Origin of the sequence: Streptomyces caelestis, from assembly GCF_001279005.1 — a bacterium.
GTDB lineage: Bacteria > Actinomycetota > Actinomycetes > Streptomycetales > Streptomycetaceae > Streptomyces > Streptomyces heliomycini.
Window position 1 is genome coordinate 113932 of record NZ_LGCN01000212.1, and the last position, 17545, is coordinate 131476.

The following is a 17545-nucleotide window of genomic DNA, read 5'->3' on the forward strand; positions in this document are numbered from 1 at the left end:
GGTGGTTCATGCCGTCGTGCCCGGGACTGGGGGTGGCCGGGTTCCGGGCACGACGGCGGTCACATGTCGAGGATGCGGCGTACGGCATCGGTCGGGTCCACGCCCAGCATGTGAGCGACGAGGAGCGCGCCCAGGACGAGCGCGGTGCCGGCGCCGGCCTTGTTGGCGAAGCCCATGACGAACAGCGGCTACCGCTACCGACCGGGGGAGCGGTGGAATTTCCCAGGAAATGGCGACGCAGATTGTCGTGTTTACCGTGCACGGTGGTGGCATGAACCAGGACACCACCACCCAGCACATCACCGACGGAGCTCCGCTGACCGGTCGGATCGCACTCGTCGCCGGGGCCACACGCGGTGCCGGACGCGCGCTCGCCGTCGAACTCGGCCGGCTGGGCGCCACGGTCTACGTCACCGGCCGCACCACCCGTACGCACGCCAGCGAGATCGGCCGGAGCACGGAGACCATCGAGGAGACCGGCGAACTGGTGACGGCGGCTGGCGGTACCGGCATCGCGGTGCCCACCGACCACCTCGACGAGGACCAGGTACGTGCCCTCGTCGGACGCATCGAGCGCGAGCAGGGACGGCTGGACGTCCTCGTCAACGATCTGTGGGGCGGCGAGCACCTCCTCGTGAAGTCCGTGTTCGGCAAGAAGAGCTGGGAGACGCCCCTCGCCGACGGGCTGCGCATCCTGGAACTCGGAGTCCGGTCCCACGTGATCACCGCGGCGCTGGCCCTCCCGCTCCTGGTGCGCTCCGACGCCCCGCTCCACGTCGAGGTCACCGACGGCACGGCGGCGTCCAACCGCCGCTACCGTGAGAACCTCTTCTACGACCTCGCCAAGAACGCACCGATTCGGATCGCCTTCGGCTTGGGGGAGGAACTGGCGCAGTACGGGGGCACGGCCGTCGCCGTTACACCGGGCTTCATGCGCTCGGAACAGATGCTTGCCCACTTCGGTGTGAGCGAGGAGAACTGGCGGGACGCCGTCGCCCAGGAACCCGCCTTCGCCATCGCCGAGTCACCGCACTACCTCGCCCGCGGGGTCGCCGCGCTCGCCGCGGACCCGGACCGGGCGGCCCGCTGGAACAAGAAGTCCGCCTCCAGCGCGGACCTCGCCAAGGCCTACGGCGTACGCGACGTGGACGGCAGCCAGCCCGACGCCTGGGCGTACTTTGAGGACACCTTGTACGGCAGGAAGGACGGCTCGGCGGACAACTACCGCTGACACATCCCGAACCGGAACCGGAAACAGACGCCGCTGCCGCCGAACGTCACGGAAGACGGGAGCGACGGCTGCCCGAGTCCGTGCAGGACGCGGGCCTTGACCCCGGTTCCTGGACACGGGTTATGCGGCTTGCGGCAGGCCCGGCACACGGGCACGGGCATGGGCACGGGCGCGGTCACCGGATGGTCCCGTTCAGCGTCTCGTAGTGGTCGCACAGGGCGTTCAGCGCGCGGGCCAGGCGCCGGGCGTAGCCGGGGGCGCCGCCGAAGCGGGGACTGGGCTGCGTCTCCAGCCTGCTGCGGGCCTCCCACACACAGCCGAGCACGGTGTAGCGGTGGACGCTGTCCGGCTTCAGCTTCCGGGCCGCCGCCTCCACCTCGGGAACCAGCAGCTCCAGGTGACCGCGCACGAGGGCGGTCAGCGTCTGAAGCTCGTCACCGGTCGGCGGCAGGGCTTCGGGGACGGCGTCGGGATCCAGCAGCCGGTTCACGGTCTCGCGCATCGTGGCGAGGTCGACCGGCGTGGTCCGGGTGTCCGGCCGGGTGGTGGTCACCGGGTCACCGCCCGGCGGGTGCGGTGGCGGGGGCACCGGCAGGGCGGGAATCCGAAGGCGCCGGGGGCGAGCGCGGCCGGGTCCTCCCCGAACCCGACGGCGACCAGCTCGCCCCGGTCCTCGACGACGGCCCCCTGCGCGTTCACGGTGTAGACCTGGATCGTCATTTTGACGCCGGTCTTCGGTGGGGCGGTAGCGTTCATGGTGTTGACGCTCCTCAGCAGCGTTGGCCATGCCCCGGGGCCGCTCGCAGCGCGGTCGCCGGGGTCTTGTCTGTCATGCGTCGAGGGTCGCCGCTCGCGCACAACTGCGGCATAACCGACGGGTGTTACCGAAGCGGTAATACGCTCGTTCCTGATTCCGTGAACGCGTGACGAAGCGCCTACCATCACTACGGAAGTCGGCCCCATGGATGCCATCACCCACGGCCCGCTCGCTCCCGAGGTCCTCGAACGAGACGACGTGAAGCGAGCCCTGGCAGAGCACGACTTCGCCGCGGCCTTCTCACTGATCAAGAAGTGGGGCGGCCTGTCCCAGAACCGCATCGCGTCGGCCTGCCAGCTCACCCCCGGCAAGGTCTCCACGATCATCAGCGGCCAACAGCAGGTCACGAGCTTCGATGTGATCTGCCGCATCGCAGACGGGCTGCGCATCCCCGGACGTCTCGTCGGCCTCGCCGACCGCCCGTGGGAAGAACAGCCCGACATCCCCGACCCGCTGACTCCGCCTACCGCACAGCCTTCTGAGGGCACCGCTTGGTGTCCCGCAGTGGCAGTGCACCTGGCCGCAGACCTGACCAGGAGCGACCTCGTGATGGACCGCCGCACCGCAACCCGTGCCCTCGCCGGCGCCACTCTGTCCGGAGCACCCCTGCTCGACACCCTGGAGGGATGGCTCCAGCCCGCCCCGCGGGTCGATCAGGGCCACCGCCGCGGACGTATCGGACAGCGTGAGGTCCACGAACTGGAAGCGACGGCCCGTGCCTTCCGTGCGTGGGACCATCGGTTCGGCGGCGGCCTCCGCCGCAAGGCGGTCGTCGGACAACTCAACGAGGTGGTCGGCCACCTGGAGGACCACCAGGCACCGGATGTCGAACAGGGGTTGTTCCAGGTGATGGCCTACCTCGGTGGGACCGCAGCAACCATGGCCTGGGACTCTGGACACCAGAAACAGGCACAGAACTACTACCTCTTGGCGCTGCGCGCTGCTCACGCTGCCGACGACACCGCATTCGGCGCCAACGTGCTGGCCGGCATGGCGCGGCAGATGCTGTACCTGGACCGTCCGCAGGACGCCCTCGAACTCACGCACTTGGCGCAAAAGGGCGCCGGAAGAGCAGCCAACCCGCGTCTGCGGGCCATGCTGCACACGCGGGAGGCATGGGCGTACGCGGCCATGGGCCGGGCTGCGGCATTCCGCCGGGCCACCAGCGAGGCGGAGGAAGCACTCGCCGACGCCGGCGGGGAGGAAGAGCCCTACTGGATCGCGTACTTCGACAGTGCGGAGCTGGCCGGTGTCACCGGCGGCCGTCTGCTGGACATGGCTCGCGCAGATCCTCAGAAACATGCGGAGGCCGCTGCCGGAAACATCCGCAGTGCGCTCGCCGGACGTGGCTCGGAGGCAGGGCGTAGCCACGCCCTGGATCTGATCGGGCTTGCGGAGTGCCACTTCCTGATCGGGGATCTGACCGGCGCAGTCGAACACACACATCACGCAGTCGACGCTGCTGCCCGGACCCGCTCAAGTCGTGTCCGCGCCCAGCTCGGGCAGCTGTACCCGTACACCGTGGGCCGGTCGGCATCGCGTACGGTCGGCGAGGCGCGGGCAAGGATCCGCGACGTCCTGTCGAGCTGAAGGAGCGCCGTGACCACGATCGCCGTGACCGGGCACATGGACCTGACCGACAGCAGCGTGCCCCTGGTGCGCGATGCGCTACGGGAAACACTCCGGCCCTACGTCGACGACCTCACCGGCGTCTCGTGCATCGCCAGGGGATCCGACACCCTGTTCGCTGAAGTCGTCCTCGAGCTGGGTGGCCGCCTGGTCGTGGTCGTCCCCTCGAAGGACTACCGGCAGAGCAAGGTCAAACCCGACCACGCCGACGCGTTCGATCGGCTCGTGCAGGCCGCGGACGATGTCGTCGTACTCGACAACGAGACGGCGAACCGAGCCGCCTATGAGGAGGCCAATCGCACGCTGCTGCACCGGGCCAGCCGTCTGGTCGCTGTCTGGGACGGCACGCCCCCGAGCGGCAAGGGCGGCGGCACGGCAGACACTGTCCAGGAAGCCCGCGAAGCCGGATTCCCCGTAGACGTCGTCTGGCCCGCCGGGGCCGCGCGGGGATGAGCCCCACGTCCCCATGCGCTGGAACGGCCTCGTCGACCATCCGGCCGGTGAGGCCGTTTCATGCCCGCCAGGCGCCGACGATGCCGGTGAGCTGGGCAAGGCTGTCGATCCGCCAGTCCGCTTGCGCCACCACCTCCGGATCGTCCGCCCACAGGTAGCCCCATGGTCCGCGGCGAAGGTGCGCCGTACGCAGCCCTGCCGCCTTCGCGGGGAACACGTCGTTGGCCGGGTGGTCACCCACGTACAGGGTCGCCTCCGGGACCGTCTGCGCGACCTCGATGACCCGGTCGAAGAAGGCCGGTTGCGGCTTCGCAACGCCCCACTCCCCCGAGGTGACGATCAGGTCCGCCGGGAGATCCAGGCTCCGCAACAACTGTCCCGCGCGCGGTGTCTGGTTCCCGGCGATGACCACGCGGACGCCCAGCCGGCGCAGCGCGGTCAGTGCTGGGCGGACGTCGTCGTACAGGTCGCTCTCGTCCAGGTCTTCCCCACGGCCGGCGGCGTCGCGGGCCTGGTACTCGGCAGCGACGTCGATGCCCGGCCGTACCAGGCGGAGAGCTTCGGCGTTGTCCAGCCCCCGGGCCACGACGGCACCCACGAGCGCGGACAGGGTGTGGCGGGGGACATCCAGCCAGTCGGCCCAGGACGCCCAGTACCGGTCGTCCCGGGTGATCGTCTCTCCGACGTCGAACACGATGGTCTCCATCACGACCGCAGCCTAGAACCGAATGCGCAAGCACTCCGCTGAGGGAAGATCAGCGTCCACGCTCGACCGCGTTCGTGCGTCCCGTCGGCGGGGGCCGGGAGCAGACCGTGGCCCCGGAGCGGTTACGTCCGGCGGACGGCGTGAACCGTCACCCCGGCCGGCCGGGGTGACGGTTCGCGCGGGCTCAGTGGTTGCGCGGGAAGCCCAGGTCGACGCCGGTGGGGGCGTCGGCCGGGTCGGGCCAGCGGGTGGTGACGACCTTGCCGCGGGTGTAGAAGTGCGTGCCGTCGTTGCCGTAGATGTGGTGGTCGCCGAAGAGGGAGTCCTTCCAGCCGCCGAAGGAGTGGTAGCCGACGGGGACCGGGATCGGGACGTTCACGCCGACCATGCCGGCCTCGACCTCCAGCTGGAAGCGGCGGGCGGCGCCGCCGTCCCTCGTGAAGATCGCGGTGCCGTTGCCGAAGGGGGAGGCGTTGACGATGTCGAGGGCCTCCTCGTAGGTCTCGGCGCGCAGGACGCACAGGACGGGGCCGAAGATCTCGTCCTGGTAGGCCTTCGCCGTGGTCGGCACCTTGTCGAGGAGGGAGATGCCGATCCAGTGGCCGTTCTCGTGGCCGTCGACGGTGAAGCCGGTGCCGTCCAGGACGACCTCGGCGCCCTCGTCCGCCGCGCCGGCCACGTAGGAGGCCACCTTGTCGCGGTGGACCTTGGTGATCAGCGGGCCCATCTCGGAGGCGGGGTCGTTGCCGGGGCCGATCTTGATCTTCTCGGCGCGCTCGCGGATCTTCTCCACCAGCGTGTCGCCGATCGCGCCGACGGCGACGACCGCGGAGATCGCCATGCAGCGCTCGCCCGCCGAGCCGTAGGCCGCGGAGACGGCCGCGTCGGCCGCTGCGTCGAGGTCGGCGTCGGGGAGGACCAGCATGTGGTTCTTGGCGCCGCCGAGAGCCTGGACGCGCTTGCCGTTCGCGGAGGCGGTGGTGTGGATGTAGCGGGCGATCGGGGTGGAGCCGACGAAGGAGACCGCCTTGACGTCGGGGTGGGCCAGGAGGCGGTCGACGGCCACCTTGTCGCCGTGGACGACGTTGAACACGCCGTCGGGGAGACCGGCCTCGGAGAGGAGTTCGGCGAGGCGGACCGAGGCCGACGGGTCCTTCTCGCTCGGCTTCAGCACGAACGTGTTGCCGCAGGCGATGGCGAGGGGGAACATCCACATCGGCACCATCGCCGGGAAGTTGAACGGCGTGATGCCGGCGACGACGCCCAGCGGCTGGCGGATGGACGACACGTCGACGCGGCTGGCGACCTGCGTGGACAGCTCGCCCTTGAGCTGCACGCTGATGCCGCAGGCCAGGTCGACGATCTCCAGGCCGCGCGCCACCTCACCGAGCGCGTCGGAGTGCACCTTGCCGTGCTCGGCGGTGATCAGCTCGGCGATCTCGTCGCGGTGGGCGTCGAGCAGCGCGCGGAACCGGAAGAGGATGCCGGTGCGGGTGGCGAGCGAGGACTGGCCCCAGCTCAGGTACGCCTCCTTGGCGGCGGCGACGGCGGCGTCGACCTCCTCCACGGAGGCGAACGCGACCTTCGTGGTGACCTCGCCGGTCGCCGGGTCCGTCACCGGACCGTACGTACCCGAGGCGCCTTCGGCGGTCCTGCCGCCGATCCAGTGGTTGACGATCTTCGTCATGACCGAGAGCTCCTTCACAGATGGCGGCGACGGGTGGAGACGTGCCGTTCGTACAGCGTGTGCGCCCCGGCCGCGGGCGGACGCGCCGCGGCACCGGCCACGGATCCATCCCACCAGGACCGGGTGGCCGGACGGGCCCGACACAGTGTCGGCCGTTCGGGTCCGCGAGTGGACACATGACACTGCGGCGAAACCTCCGGCGCGGGGCCGCGGCGGGCGGGGAGTCGTCGCCCGCACCTCGCTCCTGCCAAAGCGGGGCGGCCTCCCGCGCCGGAGGCGATCGGTGGGGCGCCGGTGACGGCGCCCCGGGGGACGTGCGGCTCGGTCATGTGACGGCGCCGGCGGCGAGCGCCGCGTCGATCTCGTCGGGGGTGGGCATCGCGGAGGAGCACTCCAGGCGGGAGGCGACGATGGCGCCGGCGGCGTTGGCGTGCCGCACGGTCTTCTCCAGGTCCCAGCCGGCCAGCAGGCCATGGCAGAGCGCGCCGCCGAAGGCGTCGCCGGCGCCGAGGCCGTTGAGGACGTTCACCGGCAGCGGCGGGACCTCGGCCACCCGGCCGTCCCCGTCCATCGCCAGCACGCCCTTCGGGCCCTGCTTGACCACCGCGAGCTCGACCCCGGCGGCGAGCAGGGCGCGGGCGGCGGCGTGCGGTTCGCGCTCCCCGGTGGCGACCTCCACCTCGTCCAGGTTGCCGACGGCGACCGTGGTGTGGCGCAGGGCCTCGCGGTAGAAGGGGCGGGCGGCGTCGGGGTCGGCCCAGAACATCGGGCGCCAGTCGAGGTCGAACACGGTGGCGTGGGACCCGGAGCGGTGGGCGAGGGCGGCGAGGGTGGCGGTGCGGCTGGGTTCCTCGCTCAGCCCGGTGCCGGTGACCCAGAAGACGCGCGCCCCGCGGATCGCGTCCAGGTCGAGTGCGTGGGCGTCGATCTCCAGGTCGGGGGCCTTGGGCCGGCGGTAGAAGTACAGCGGGAAGTCGTCCGGCGGGAAGACCTCGCAGAAGGTGACCGGGGTGGGCAGGCCGGGGACGGACGTGACCCAGCGGTCGTCGACGCCGAAGTCGCGCAGCGCCTCGTGGAGGTAGGCGCCGAAGGGGTCGTCGCCGGTGCGGGTGATCACCGCGGTGCGGCGGCCGAGGCGGGCGGCGGCGACCGCGACGTTGGTCGCCGAGCCACCGAGGAACTTGCCGAAGGACGTGACCTGCGACAGCGGTACGCCCGTCTGGAGCGGGTAGAGGTCCACCCCGATCCGCCCCATGGTGATCACGTCGTACGCCATCGCGTCCCCTTCGTACGGCTGGAAGGCATCTACGGCTTCACGGCTCTCCCTGGTTCTAGCCCCGGGCACGAAGCCCTGTCAATGTTTTGTCCGGACATTCGGACGAGACTTTTCCGGCCTCCCGCCCGGACCCGCCGTCACGGACGCCCGGACCCGCCGTCACGGACGCCCGGACCCGCCGTCACGGAGGAAGTCAACGCGCCCCGCCGACGGACCGGCGTGCGCCTGTGTGGCGTTCCTGTCACAAACACTCCCGTGCCGTCACGGGCGTCACACGTGCGCGGGCCTTCCGTCACACCCGGCGCACAACCCCTGCCCTGCGGCCGCCGGGCCTCGTTGACCGGGCACAACGCATGCCCGATCACCAGCGCGCACCCGGCTCCCCCTGACGGCCGCCCCCGGCCGTCGCCGCGGTGCGCACGGGGAGGTGCCACCATGACCGACCGATCGCTGTGGTCCTACAAGGACATCGCGGCCCACATCAAGGTGCAGCCGGACACCGTCCGCTCCTATCGCAAACACGGCCTGCTGCCCCCGCCCGACCACGTGGAGGCGGGCAAGCCCTACTGGTACGCCGACACCGTCCGGGCGTGGGTCGCCTCCCGCCCGGGCAACCGGGGCCGCAGGGGAGGCTGACCTCCGTCGCCCCTTCGGGCGGGACCCCGCTCAGCTCCAGGGCTCGATGACCGTCACGCCCGCCCCCGCCGCCGCCCCGCCCAGGGCCGCGAGGGCGGGCGGGGCGGCGTCCAGGGCGAGGGTGGAGGTCACCAGCAGATCGGGGCGGAGCACGCCGGCGCGGACCAGTTCCAGCATCGGGGGATAGGTGTGCGCGGCCATGCCGTGGCTGCCGAGGAGTTCCAGTTCGAGGGCGATGGCGCGGGCCATGGGAACGGGCGTGGCGCCCGTCGGCGAGGGCAGCAGGCCGACCTGGACGTGGCGGCCCCGGCGGCGCAGGCCGCCCACCGAGGCGGCGCAGGTGACGGGTGCGCCGAGGGCGTCCAGAGAGAGGTGGGCGCCGCCGCCGGTGAGGTCGCGGACCGCCTCGGCCGTGTCCGTCACGGCCGCCGCGTCCACGCATTCCGCGGCGCCGAATCTCCGCGCCAGGTCGAGGGCGCCCGGCGACACGTCCACGGCGACGACGCGCGCGCCGGCCGCCGCCGCGATCATCACCGCCGACAGCCCCACCCCGCCGCAGCCGTGCACGGCCACCCACTCCCCCGCCGCCACCCGGCCCCGCTGCACCACCGCCCGGTAGGCCGTGGCGAAACGGCAGCCGAGCGAGGCGGCCGTCGCGAAGGACATCCCGTCGGGGACGGCGACGAGGTTGACGTCCGCGTGGTCCAGCGCCACGTACTGGGCGAAGGAGCCCCAGTGGGTGAATCCCGGCTGGGTCTGGCGCTCGCACACCTGCTGGTCGCCGGCCGCGCAGGCGGGGCAGGAACCGCAGGCGCAGACGAAGGGGACGGTGACCCGGTCCCCGGCGCGCCACCGGGTGACGCGCGCGCCGACGGCTTCGACGGTCCCGGCGAGTTCGTGACCGGGGACGTGCGGCAGGGTGATGTCCGGATCGTGGCCCTGCCAGCCGTGCCAGTCGCTGCGGCACAGGCCGGTGGCCTCGACGCGGACCACGACGCCGTGCTCCGCGGGCTCCGGGTCCGCGACCTCCCGCACCTCGGCCGGTTCCCCGTACCGCTCGAACACCACTGCCCGCATGTCCGGTCCCGCCTTCCGGTGATCGTCGCCTCCGGCGGAACGTTATCCCCCGGCTCCCGCCTTGTCGCGGACGTCCCCGGCCCGTCTCGCGCCACCCCGCCCGCCAGACTTGGATTCATACCCCCTAGGGGTATAACGTGGAGTCGTGGCCACGGCCATACCGACCCCCTGACACCTCGACGAGGAGCAACGACATGACCTCCCAGACCGACACCCAGGGCTCCGTCACCACCGTCTACCGGGTGAGCGGAATGAGCTGCGGGCACTGCGAGGGCGCAGTCTCCGGCGAGATCTCCCGGCTCCCCGGTGTCAGCTCGGTGCGGGCGGTCGCCTCCTCCGGCGAGGTGACCGTCGTCTCCGCGGCCCCGCTCGACGAGGAGGCCGTCCGCGCCGCCGTCGACGAGGCCGGCTTCGAACTGGCCGGCCGGGCCTGACCCGGGAGCACCCCGCTTCCGCACGGCGCGTACCGGGCCGCAGCGGCCACCCGCTCCCCGCGGCCCGGTACGCCACCACCCCCCGGAGCCCCTGACTCCGCTGGAGCCCCGGACGTCCCTGGAGCACGGACATGACCAGCACCACCGCCCCCGAGGCGTCGACCACCGGGCCGCCGGCCCTCTCGGAGGTCGAGCTGCTCATCGGCGGGATGACCTGCGCCTCCTGCGCGGCCCGCGTCGAGAAGAAGCTCAACCGCATGGACGGCGTCACCGCCACGGTGAACTACGCGACGGAGAAGGCCCGGATCACCTACCCGCCGGGCACCGAGGTCGCCGACCTGATCGGCACGGTGGTGCGGACCGGCTACACCGCCGAGGAGCCCGCGCCCCCGCGCGACGAGGACGACGGGACGCCCGCCGCGGAGGCCGACCCCGAGACGGCCGCCCTGCGCCGGCGCCTCACCGTCTCCGCGCTCCTCGCCCTCCCCGTCGTCCTCCTGGCGATGGTCCCGCCCCTGCAGTTCGACAACTGGCAGTGGCTCTCGCTCACCCTCGCCGCGCCCGTCGTGGTCTGGGGCGCCGCCCCCTTCCACCGGGCCGCCTGGACCAACCTGCGGCACGGCGCGGCCACCATGGACACGCTGGTCTCCGTCGGCACGCTCGCCGCGTTCGGCTGGTCCCTGTGGGCGCTGTTCCTCGGCGACGCGGGCATGCCCGGCATGCGGCACCCCTTCGAGCTCACCGTGGCCCGCGCCGACGGCGCCTCCACGATCTACCTGGAGGTCGCCGCCGGCGTCACCGTGTTCATCCTGCTCGGCCGCTATCTGGAGGCCCGCTCCAAGCGCCGCGCGGGAGCGGCCCTGCGGGCGCTGATGGAGCTGGGCGCCAAGGACGTGACCGTGCTGCGCGAGGGACGCGAGGTGCGGGTCCCGGCGGAGCGGCTGGCCGTGGGCGACCGGTTCGTCGTACGGCCCGGGGAGAAGATCGCCACCGACGGCACGGTGATCGAGGGCTTCTCCGCCGTGGACGCGTCCATGCTGACCGGCGAGTCCGTCCCGGTGGACGTCACCGTCGGCGACGGCGTCACCGGCGCCACGGTCAACGCGGGCGGACGGCTCGTCGTCGAGGCGACCCGGATCGGCGCCGACACACAGCTCGCGCGGATGGCGAAGCTGGTGGAGGAGGCGCAGAACGGCAAGGCGCGGGTGCAGCGCCTCGCCGACCGGATCTCCGGGATCTTCGTGCCCGTGGTGCTGCTGATCGCGGCCGGCACCTTCGGGCTGTGGCTCGGCTCCACCGGTGACACGGTCGCCGCGTTCACCGCCGCCGTGGCCGTCCTGATCATCGCCTGCCCGTGCGCCCTCGGGCTCGCCACGCCGACCGCCCTGATGGTCGGCACCGGGCGCGGCGCCCAGCTCGGCATCCTCATCAAGGGCCCCGAGGTCCTGGAGTCCACCCGCCGCGTCGACACCGTCGTCCTGGACAAGACGGGCACCGTCACCACCGGACGGATGACCCTTCAGGAGGTGCACGTCGCCGAGGGCACGGACGAGCGGCTGCTGCTGCGGCTCGCGGGCGCCCTGGAGCACGCCTCCGAGCACCCCGTCGCGCGGGCGATCGCCGCGGGCGCGGAGGAACGGGCCGGTGCGCTCCCTCGTGCGGAGCACTTCGAGAACGTGCCCGGCCGGGGCGTGCGCGGGCGCGTGGAGGGCCACGAGGTCGCCGTGGGGCGGCTCTCCGAGCTCTTCGGGGAGCTGCCGCCGGAGCTGGCGCGGGCCGGGGACGGGGCCGAGCGGGACGGGCGCACGGCCGTCGTGGTCGGCTGGGACGGTGCCGCACGCGGTGTCCTGGCGGTCGCCGACGCCGTGAAGGAGACCAGCGCCGAGGCGGTGCGCGAGCTGCGCGCCCTGGGGCTCACGCCGGTGCTGCTGACCGGTGACAACCGGACCGTCGCCGAGGCCGTGGCGCGGACCGTGGGCATCGACCGGGTGATCGCCGAGGTGCTGCCCGAGGACAAGGCCGACGTCGTACGACGGCTGCAGGACGAGGGGCGCAGCGTCGCCATGGTCGGCGACGGCGTCAACGACGCGGCCGCGCTGGCCGTCGCCGATCTGGGTCTCGCCCTGGGCACCGGCACGGACGCGGCGATCGAGGCGGGCGACCTGACCCTGGTCCGCGGCGACCTGCGGGTGGCCGCGGACGCGATACGGCTGTCCCGCAGGACGCTCGGCACGATCAAGGGCAACCTGGTGTGGGCCTTCGGCTACAACGTGGCCGCGCTGCCGCTGGCCGCGGCCGGGCTGCTGAACCCGATGATCGCCGGCGCGGCGATGGCGTTCTCCTCGGTCTTCGTGGTGACGAACAGTCTGCGCCTGCGGGCGTTTCATTGAGGTCTCGAGTTGGGGTGTACCCCTGTCGCCCGGTACGCCCCTCACATAAGCTCTTCACACGGCTCGCGCATCTTCCTTACGCTTGGGTCCCGTGAGCGGTTTGCGGACTCCTGCGTACCTTCGAAGGATATGCAAGAGACGCAGATCACAGTGATCTGAACGTAACCATCGAAGGGGTTCGAAGGTCTAAGTTGGCGATGTCAGGCAGCGTCTTGGGGGGCGCCTCCTGGCATCTGGGGATGTCTTGGGGGACCTTCCCAGAGATTGCGTTGCCGGGGCACGTGCCCAGCGGGGAGCTTTGAGCGGCCCTCCCGCATGTGCGCTGTCCCGGCAGACCGCACACCGACGAGTGCGGCGGATTCAGGTCCGCCCGTGCTCGCACAGCGATTCAGGCGCTGTCCTCACAGACGCCCGGCCGGATCCCGTGGGGGGAATCCGCACCGGGACATGGGAAGGCGCCCTGGCTCGTCGGCCCGTGGGGGGACCGGCGGCCAGGGCGCCTTCTTCCTTGCGGTTGTGCGACACGCCTGAAGGGGCGCGGGCTTCCGTGCGGCTTGCGGCTTGCGGCTTGCGGCTTGCGGCTTGCGGCTTGCGGCTTGCGGCTTGCGGCTTGCGGCTTGCGGCTGGGCAGCATGCCTGAAGGGGCGCGGGACCGTATCGATATGCGGCTCCGCCGCGTGGGCGCGACCGGCCACAGACCGGCCGGCAGCCGCCCACACCCCTTCAGCAACGAGCCACTGGGCGCTCAGCGCCCCCCACCGGCCGGTGGGGGCGCACACCAAACGCCCCACCGGCAGGTGTCAGCGCTCCTCGACCGGGACGAAGTCCCGCTCGACGACGCCCGTGTAGATCTGGCGCGGGCGGCCGATGCGGGAGCCCGGCTCCTTGATCATCTCGTGCCACTGGGCGATCCAGCCCGGAAGGCGGCCGAGGGCGAACAGGACCGTGAACATCTCGGTCGGGAAGCCCATGGCCCGGTAGATCAGACCGGTGTAGAAGTCGACGTTCGGGTAGAGACTGCGCGAGACGAAGTAGTCGTCGGAGAGCGCGTGCTCCTCCAGCTTCAGCGCGATGTCCAGCAGCTCGTCGGACTTGCCGAGGGCGGACAGCACATCGTGCGCGGCGGCCTTGATGATCTTGGCGCGCGGGTCGAAGTTCTTGTAGACCCGGTGGCCGAAGCCCATCAGGCGGACGCCGTCCTCCTTGTTCTTCACCTTGCGGATGAAGGAGTCGACGTCGCCGCCCTCGGCCTGGATGCCCTCGAGCATCTCCAGCACCGACTGGTTGGCGCCACCGTGCAGCGGACCCCACAGGGCGGAGATGCCCGCGGAGATCGAGGCGAACATGTTCGCCTGCGAGGAGCCGACCAGACGCACGGTGGAGGTCGAGCAGTTCTGCTCGTGGTCCGCGTGCAGGATGAGCAGCTTGTCCAGGGCGGCCACGACGACCGGGTCGAGCTCGTAGTCCTGCGCGGGGACCGAGAACGTCATGCGCAGGAAGTTCTCGACGTAGCCGAGGTCGTTGCGCGGGTAGACGAACGGGTGGCCGACCGACTTCTTGTAGGCGTACGCCGCGATCGTCGGGAGCTTGGCGAGCAGACGGATGGTGGAGAGGTTGCGCTGCTGCTCGTCGAACGGGTTGTGACTGTCCTGGTAGAACGTCGACAGCGCGGAGACCACCGACGACAGCATGGCCATCGGGTGGGCGTCGCGCGGGAAGCCCTTGTAGAAGTTCTTGACGTCCTCGTGCAGCAGGGTGTGCTGCGTGATCTCGCCCTTGAACGTGGAGAGCTCGTCGACGGTCGGCAGCTCGCCGTTGATCAGCAGGTAGGCGACCTCCAGGAAGGTGGAGCGCTCGGCCAGCTGCTCGATCGGGTAGCCGCGGTACCGGAGGATGCCGGCCTCGCCGTCCAGGTAGGTGATCCCGGATTTATAGGCGGCGGTGTTGCCGTAGCCACTGTCCAGTGTCACCAGACCGGTTTGGGCGCGGAGCTTTCCGATGTCGAAGCCCTTGTCGCCGACGGTGCTGTCGATCACCGGGTAGGTGTACTCGCTGCCGTCGTACCGCAGTACTACAGAGTTGTCGCTCACGTCTTCCCTCACCGACGTTGTGCCTCATCTTCGAGGTGCCCTGACTGTCTCTACCATCCCCCACTCGGCTCAGGAGAGTGCACTCGGGGTCGACCATCGGGCCTATCGACGGCACTCAGTGCCGCCAACTTGCCCATCCTGCCCCTTGTGTTCGCGATCCGGAAGGCCTCTGTGACCTTTGTGACTCATTTGATCGATCATTTTTTGGTGACGGACCGCTCACAGCGGTGCGTCACGCCTCCGAGAGGCGGGGACCGGCGAGGCGGGAGCCGGCGAGGCGGAAGTCCAGCGCCGTGCACCGGCGGCCCGCCGAGACCGTGCGCACCGCCTGTCCGATCGCCTTGCGGGAGCCGACGAGGACGACCAGCCGCTTGGCCCGGGTGACCGCCGTGTACAGCAGGTTGCGCTGGAGCATCATCCAGGCGCCCGTGGTCACCGGGATGACGACCGCCGGGTACTCGCTGCCCTGGGAACGGTGGATGGTCACGGCGTAGGCGTGCGCCAGCTCGTCCAGCTCGTCGAACTCGTACGGCACCTCCTCGTCCTCGTCGGTCAGCACCGTCAGGCGCTGGTCGACCGGGTCGAGGGCGGTGACCACGCCCACGGTGCCGTTGAAGACACCGTTCTCCCCCTTCTCGTAATTGTTGCGGATCTGGGTGACCTTGTCGCCGACGCGGAAGACCCGGCCGCCGAACCGCTTCTCGGCGAGGTCGGGGCGGCCGGGGGTGATGGCCTGCTGGAGCAGCCCGTTGAGCGTGCCCGCGCCGGCCGGCCCCCGGTGCATGGGGGCGAGGACCTGCACGTCCCGGCGGGGGTCGAGGCCGAACTTCGCCGGGATGCGCCGGGCCGCGACGTCGACGGTGAGCCGGCCGGCCTCCTCGGTGTCGTCCTCGACGAAGAGGAAGAAGTCCTTCATGCCGTCGGTGACGGGGTGCTGCCCCGCGTTGATCCGGTGCGCGTTGGTCACCACGCCCGACTGCTGGGCCTGCCGGAAGACCCGGGTGAGCCGGACGGCGGGGACGGGACTGCCGTCGGCGAGGAGGTCCCGGAGCACCTCGCCCGCGCCGACGCTGGGGAGCTGGTCGACATCCCCGACGAAGAGCAGGTGGGCGCCCGGAGGTACTGCCTTGACCAGCTTGTTCGCGAGCAGGAGGTCCAGCATGGACGCCTCGTCGACCACCACCAGGTCGGCGTCGAGCGGGCGGTCCCGGTCGTAGGCCGCGTCGCCGCCGGGCTTGAGCTCCAGCAGGCGGTGGACCGTGGAGGCCTCGGCCCCGGTCAGCTCGGCGAGCCGCTTGGCGGCGCGGCCGGTCGGGGCGGCGAGGACGACCTTGGCCTTCTTGGCGCGGGCCAGCTCCACGATCGACCGGACGGTGAAGGACTTGCCGCAGCCGGGGCCGCCGGTCAGTACGGCGACCTTCTCGCTCAGCGCCAGCTTGACGGCGGCCTCCTGCTCGGGGGCGAGGTCGGTGCCGGTACGGCCCTTCAGCCAGCCGAGCGCCTTGTCCCAGGCCACGTCCCGGAAGGCCGGCATCCGGTCCTCGTCGGTGCGCAGGAGTCGCTGCACCTGGGCGGAGAGGGCCAGTTCGGCACGGTGGAAGGGGACCAGGTAGACGGCGGTGACGGGGTCGCCGCCCTGCGGGTCGGGGACCTTCTCGCGTACGACGCCGGGGTCGTCGTCGGGGTTCTCCGGCTCGGCGGCGAGCTCGGCCAGGCACTCGATGACGAGGCCGGTGTCCACCTGGAGCAGCTTCACCGCGTCGGCGATCAGCTTCTCCTCGGGGAGATAGCAGTGCCCCTGGTCGGTGGCCTGCGACAGGGCGTACTGCAGGCCGGCCTTCACCCGGTCCGGGCTGTCGTGCGGGATGCCGACGGACTGGGCGATCTTGTCGGCGGTGAGGAAACCGATGCCCCAGACGTCGGCGGCGAGGCGGTACGGCTGGTTCTTCACGACGGAGATGGAGGCGTCGCCGTACTTCTTGTAGATGCGCACGGCGATGGAGGTGGAGACCTCGACGGTCTGGAGGAAGAGCATGACCTCCTTGATCGCCTTCTGCTCCTCCCAGGCGTCGGCGATCTTCTTGGTCCGCTTGGGCCCGAGCCCAGGGACCTCGATGAGGCGCTTGGGCTCCTCCTCGATGACGGTGAGGGTGTCGACGCCGAAGTGCTGTGTGATGCGGTCGGCGAAGACCGGGCCGATGCCCTTGACCAGGCCGGAGCCGAGGTAGCGGCGGATGCCCTGGACGGTGGCGGGCAGCACGGTCGTGTAGTTCTCGACGTGGAACTGCTTCCCGTACTGCGGGTGCGACCCCCAGCGCCCCTCCATCCGCAGGGACTCCCCCACCTGCGCGCCGAGCAGCGCGCCGACGACGGTGAGCAGATCACCGGCGCCGCGGCCGGTGTCGACGCGGGCGACGGTGTAGCCGTTCTCCTCGTTGGCGTACGTGATCCGCTCCAGGACGCCTTCGAGGGTGGCGAGCCGGCGTTCACCGGCGGCGGCGGCTGCGGACGGGGCGGACTGGTTGGGCATGGTCCGACGGTACCCGTGAGGTGTGACAGGGGTGCCCCGTCCGGCCGGCCCGGCTCTAGCAGCCCGCCTCGACGCCGCTGTTCATGAACGAGTCGGCGTTGACCGAGTAGCCGGCCCCGGTGGTGAGGTCGGGACGGTTTCCGTGGCCGTCCTCCGCGAGGCCCTCGGCGGTGAGGAAGACGATCCGCAGGGTCATGTCCTCCTTGACGAAGCACAGGTCGTCGGACGGGGCTTCGGGCTCCGGATCCCATCCGTCCCGTATCGCCGCCGTCCGGTAGTGGGCGGCGACCTGGGCCTCCGTGCCGGGGAAGGCGTAGGTCCGGCCGGCGTAGACCGAGACGTCGCCGCTGTCCGCCCAGCAACCGGCGTCGACCTCCTCGAAGCCCCGGGCGACGGTGGCCCCGGCGGGCCGGGAGCCGAGGATGCCGAGCGCGGCCATCTCCTTCACCCGGCCGCCGGTCCCCCCGCAGTCCCTGGTGAGCTCCCGCAGCGCGCCGCAGCCGGTGAGCGTTCCGGCCGCGAGCACGGTCGCCAGGAGCAGGAGCATGGGGCGGGTGGTCATCCGTAAGGACAAAGCGGGCTCCAGGGC

15 protein-coding genes are annotated in these 17545 nt (G+C 71.5%); 6 read left to right on the forward strand and 9 right to left on the reverse strand.

All coding sequences use genetic code 11. From position 1 onward, the window contains the following. The first annotated feature begins 271 nt into the window (after positions 1 to 271). A complete protein-coding gene (locus ADK41_RS25290) occupies positions 272 to 1231 on the forward strand; it encodes an SDR family oxidoreductase (protein WP_030818625.1) in 960 nt (319 codons plus the stop codon). 175 nt (positions 1232 to 1406) lie between these two features. Here the strand turns inward: ADK41_RS25290 and ADK41_RS25295 are convergent, their stop codons facing one another. Next, positions 1407 to 1784: a DUF6415 family natural product biosynthesis protein gene (locus ADK41_RS25295; protein WP_030818627.1), complete on the reverse strand. Its 378-nt coding sequence runs from the start codon at positions 1782 to 1784 to the stop codon at positions 1407 to 1409. Beyond that, positions 1781 to 1987, reverse strand: coding sequence for a hypothetical protein (locus ADK41_RS41780; RefSeq protein WP_063756454.1), 207 nt, complete (start codon positions 1985 to 1987; stop codon positions 1781 to 1783). Before ADK41_RS41780 ends, ADK41_RS25295 begins: the two co-directional genes overlap by 4 nt. A 205-nt stretch (positions 1988 to 2192) precedes the next feature. Here ADK41_RS41780 and ADK41_RS25300 point away from each other — a divergent pair, with 205 nt between their 5' ends. Further along, positions 2193 to 3638 carry a helix-turn-helix domain-containing protein gene (locus tag ADK41_RS25300; RefSeq protein ID WP_030818629.1) on the forward strand — a complete coding sequence of 482 codons (1446 nt, stop codon included), beginning with the start codon at positions 2193 to 2195 and terminating at the stop codon, positions 3636 to 3638. A gap of 9 nt (positions 3639 to 3647) precedes the next feature. Next, positions 3648 to 4130 carry a hypothetical protein gene (locus ADK41_RS25305; protein ID WP_030818630.1) on the forward strand — a complete coding sequence of 161 codons (483 nt, stop codon included), beginning with the start codon at positions 3648 to 3650 and terminating at the stop codon, positions 4128 to 4130. A 58-nt stretch (positions 4131 to 4188) separates the two neighbouring features. On the opposite strand, the gene ADK41_RS25310 is transcribed toward ADK41_RS25305, so the two are convergent. The 3 genes from ADK41_RS25310 to iolC all read right to left on the reverse strand — a co-directional run bounded on the left by ADK41_RS25310 (position 4189) and on the right by iolC (position 7799). After that, positions 4189 to 4836: an HAD family hydrolase gene (locus tag ADK41_RS25310; protein ID WP_030818632.1), complete on the reverse strand. Its 648-nt coding sequence runs from the start codon at positions 4834 to 4836 to the stop codon at positions 4189 to 4191. 184 nt (positions 4837 to 5020) lie between these two features. After that, positions 5021 to 6523, reverse strand: a complete 1503-nt coding sequence (mmsA, locus tag ADK41_RS25315; protein ID WP_030818634.1) for a CoA-acylating methylmalonate-semialdehyde dehydrogenase — start codon at positions 6521 to 6523, stop codon at positions 5021 to 5023. Between the two features lie 325 nt (positions 6524 to 6848). Then, entirely contained in the window at positions 6849 to 7799 is a 951-nt protein-coding gene (gene iolC / locus ADK41_RS25320; RefSeq protein WP_030818636.1) for a 5-dehydro-2-deoxygluconokinase, read from the reverse strand. A 435-nt stretch (positions 7800 to 8234) separates the two neighbouring features. Between iolC and ADK41_RS25325 the strand changes: the two genes are divergently transcribed. Further along, a complete protein-coding gene (locus ADK41_RS25325) occupies positions 8235 to 8435 on the forward strand; it encodes a helix-turn-helix transcriptional regulator (protein ID WP_030818638.1) in 201 nt (66 codons plus the stop codon). A 30-nt stretch (positions 8436 to 8465) separates the two neighbouring features. Here the strand turns inward: ADK41_RS25325 and ADK41_RS25330 are convergent, their stop codons facing one another. Continuing rightward, on the reverse strand, positions 8466 to 9512 hold the full coding sequence (locus ADK41_RS25330; protein WP_030818639.1) for a zinc-dependent alcohol dehydrogenase family protein: 1047 nt from the start codon (positions 9510 to 9512) through the stop codon (positions 8466 to 8468). A gap of 194 nt (positions 9513 to 9706) precedes the next feature. On the opposite strand from ADK41_RS25330, the gene ADK41_RS25335 reads away from it, so the two are divergent. Further along, positions 9707 to 9946 carry a heavy-metal-associated domain-containing protein gene (locus ADK41_RS25335; RefSeq protein WP_030818640.1) on the forward strand — a complete coding sequence of 80 codons (240 nt, stop codon included), beginning with the start codon at positions 9707 to 9709 and terminating at the stop codon, positions 9944 to 9946. Between the two features lie 131 nt (positions 9947 to 10077). Further along, positions 10078 to 12336 carry a heavy metal translocating P-type ATPase gene (locus tag ADK41_RS25340; RefSeq protein ID WP_030818641.1) on the forward strand — a complete coding sequence of 753 codons (2259 nt, stop codon included), beginning with the start codon at positions 10078 to 10080 and terminating at the stop codon, positions 12334 to 12336. A gap of 800 nt (positions 12337 to 13136) precedes the next feature. Here the strand turns inward: ADK41_RS25340 and ADK41_RS25345 are convergent. The 3 genes from ADK41_RS25345 to ADK41_RS25355 all read right to left on the reverse strand — a co-directional run bounded on the left by ADK41_RS25345 (position 13137) and on the right by ADK41_RS25355 (position 17518). After that, the gene (locus ADK41_RS25345) at positions 13137 to 14426 is read right to left on the reverse strand and encodes a citrate synthase (protein WP_030818642.1); all 1290 of its coding nucleotides are present in this window, start codon (positions 14424 to 14426) and stop codon (positions 13137 to 13139) included. Positions 14427 to 14658: 232 nt separating this feature from the next. Then, on the reverse strand, positions 14659 to 16956 hold the full coding sequence (gene recD2 / locus ADK41_RS25350) for an SF1B family DNA helicase RecD2 (protein ID WP_030818643.1): 2298 nt from the start codon (positions 16954 to 16956) through the stop codon (positions 14659 to 14661). A 55-nt stretch (positions 16957 to 17011) separates the two neighbouring features. Further along, entirely contained in the window at positions 17012 to 17518 is a 507-nt protein-coding gene (locus ADK41_RS25355) for a hypothetical protein (RefSeq protein WP_106979345.1), read from the reverse strand. Positions 17519 to 17545 lie beyond the last annotated feature (27 nt).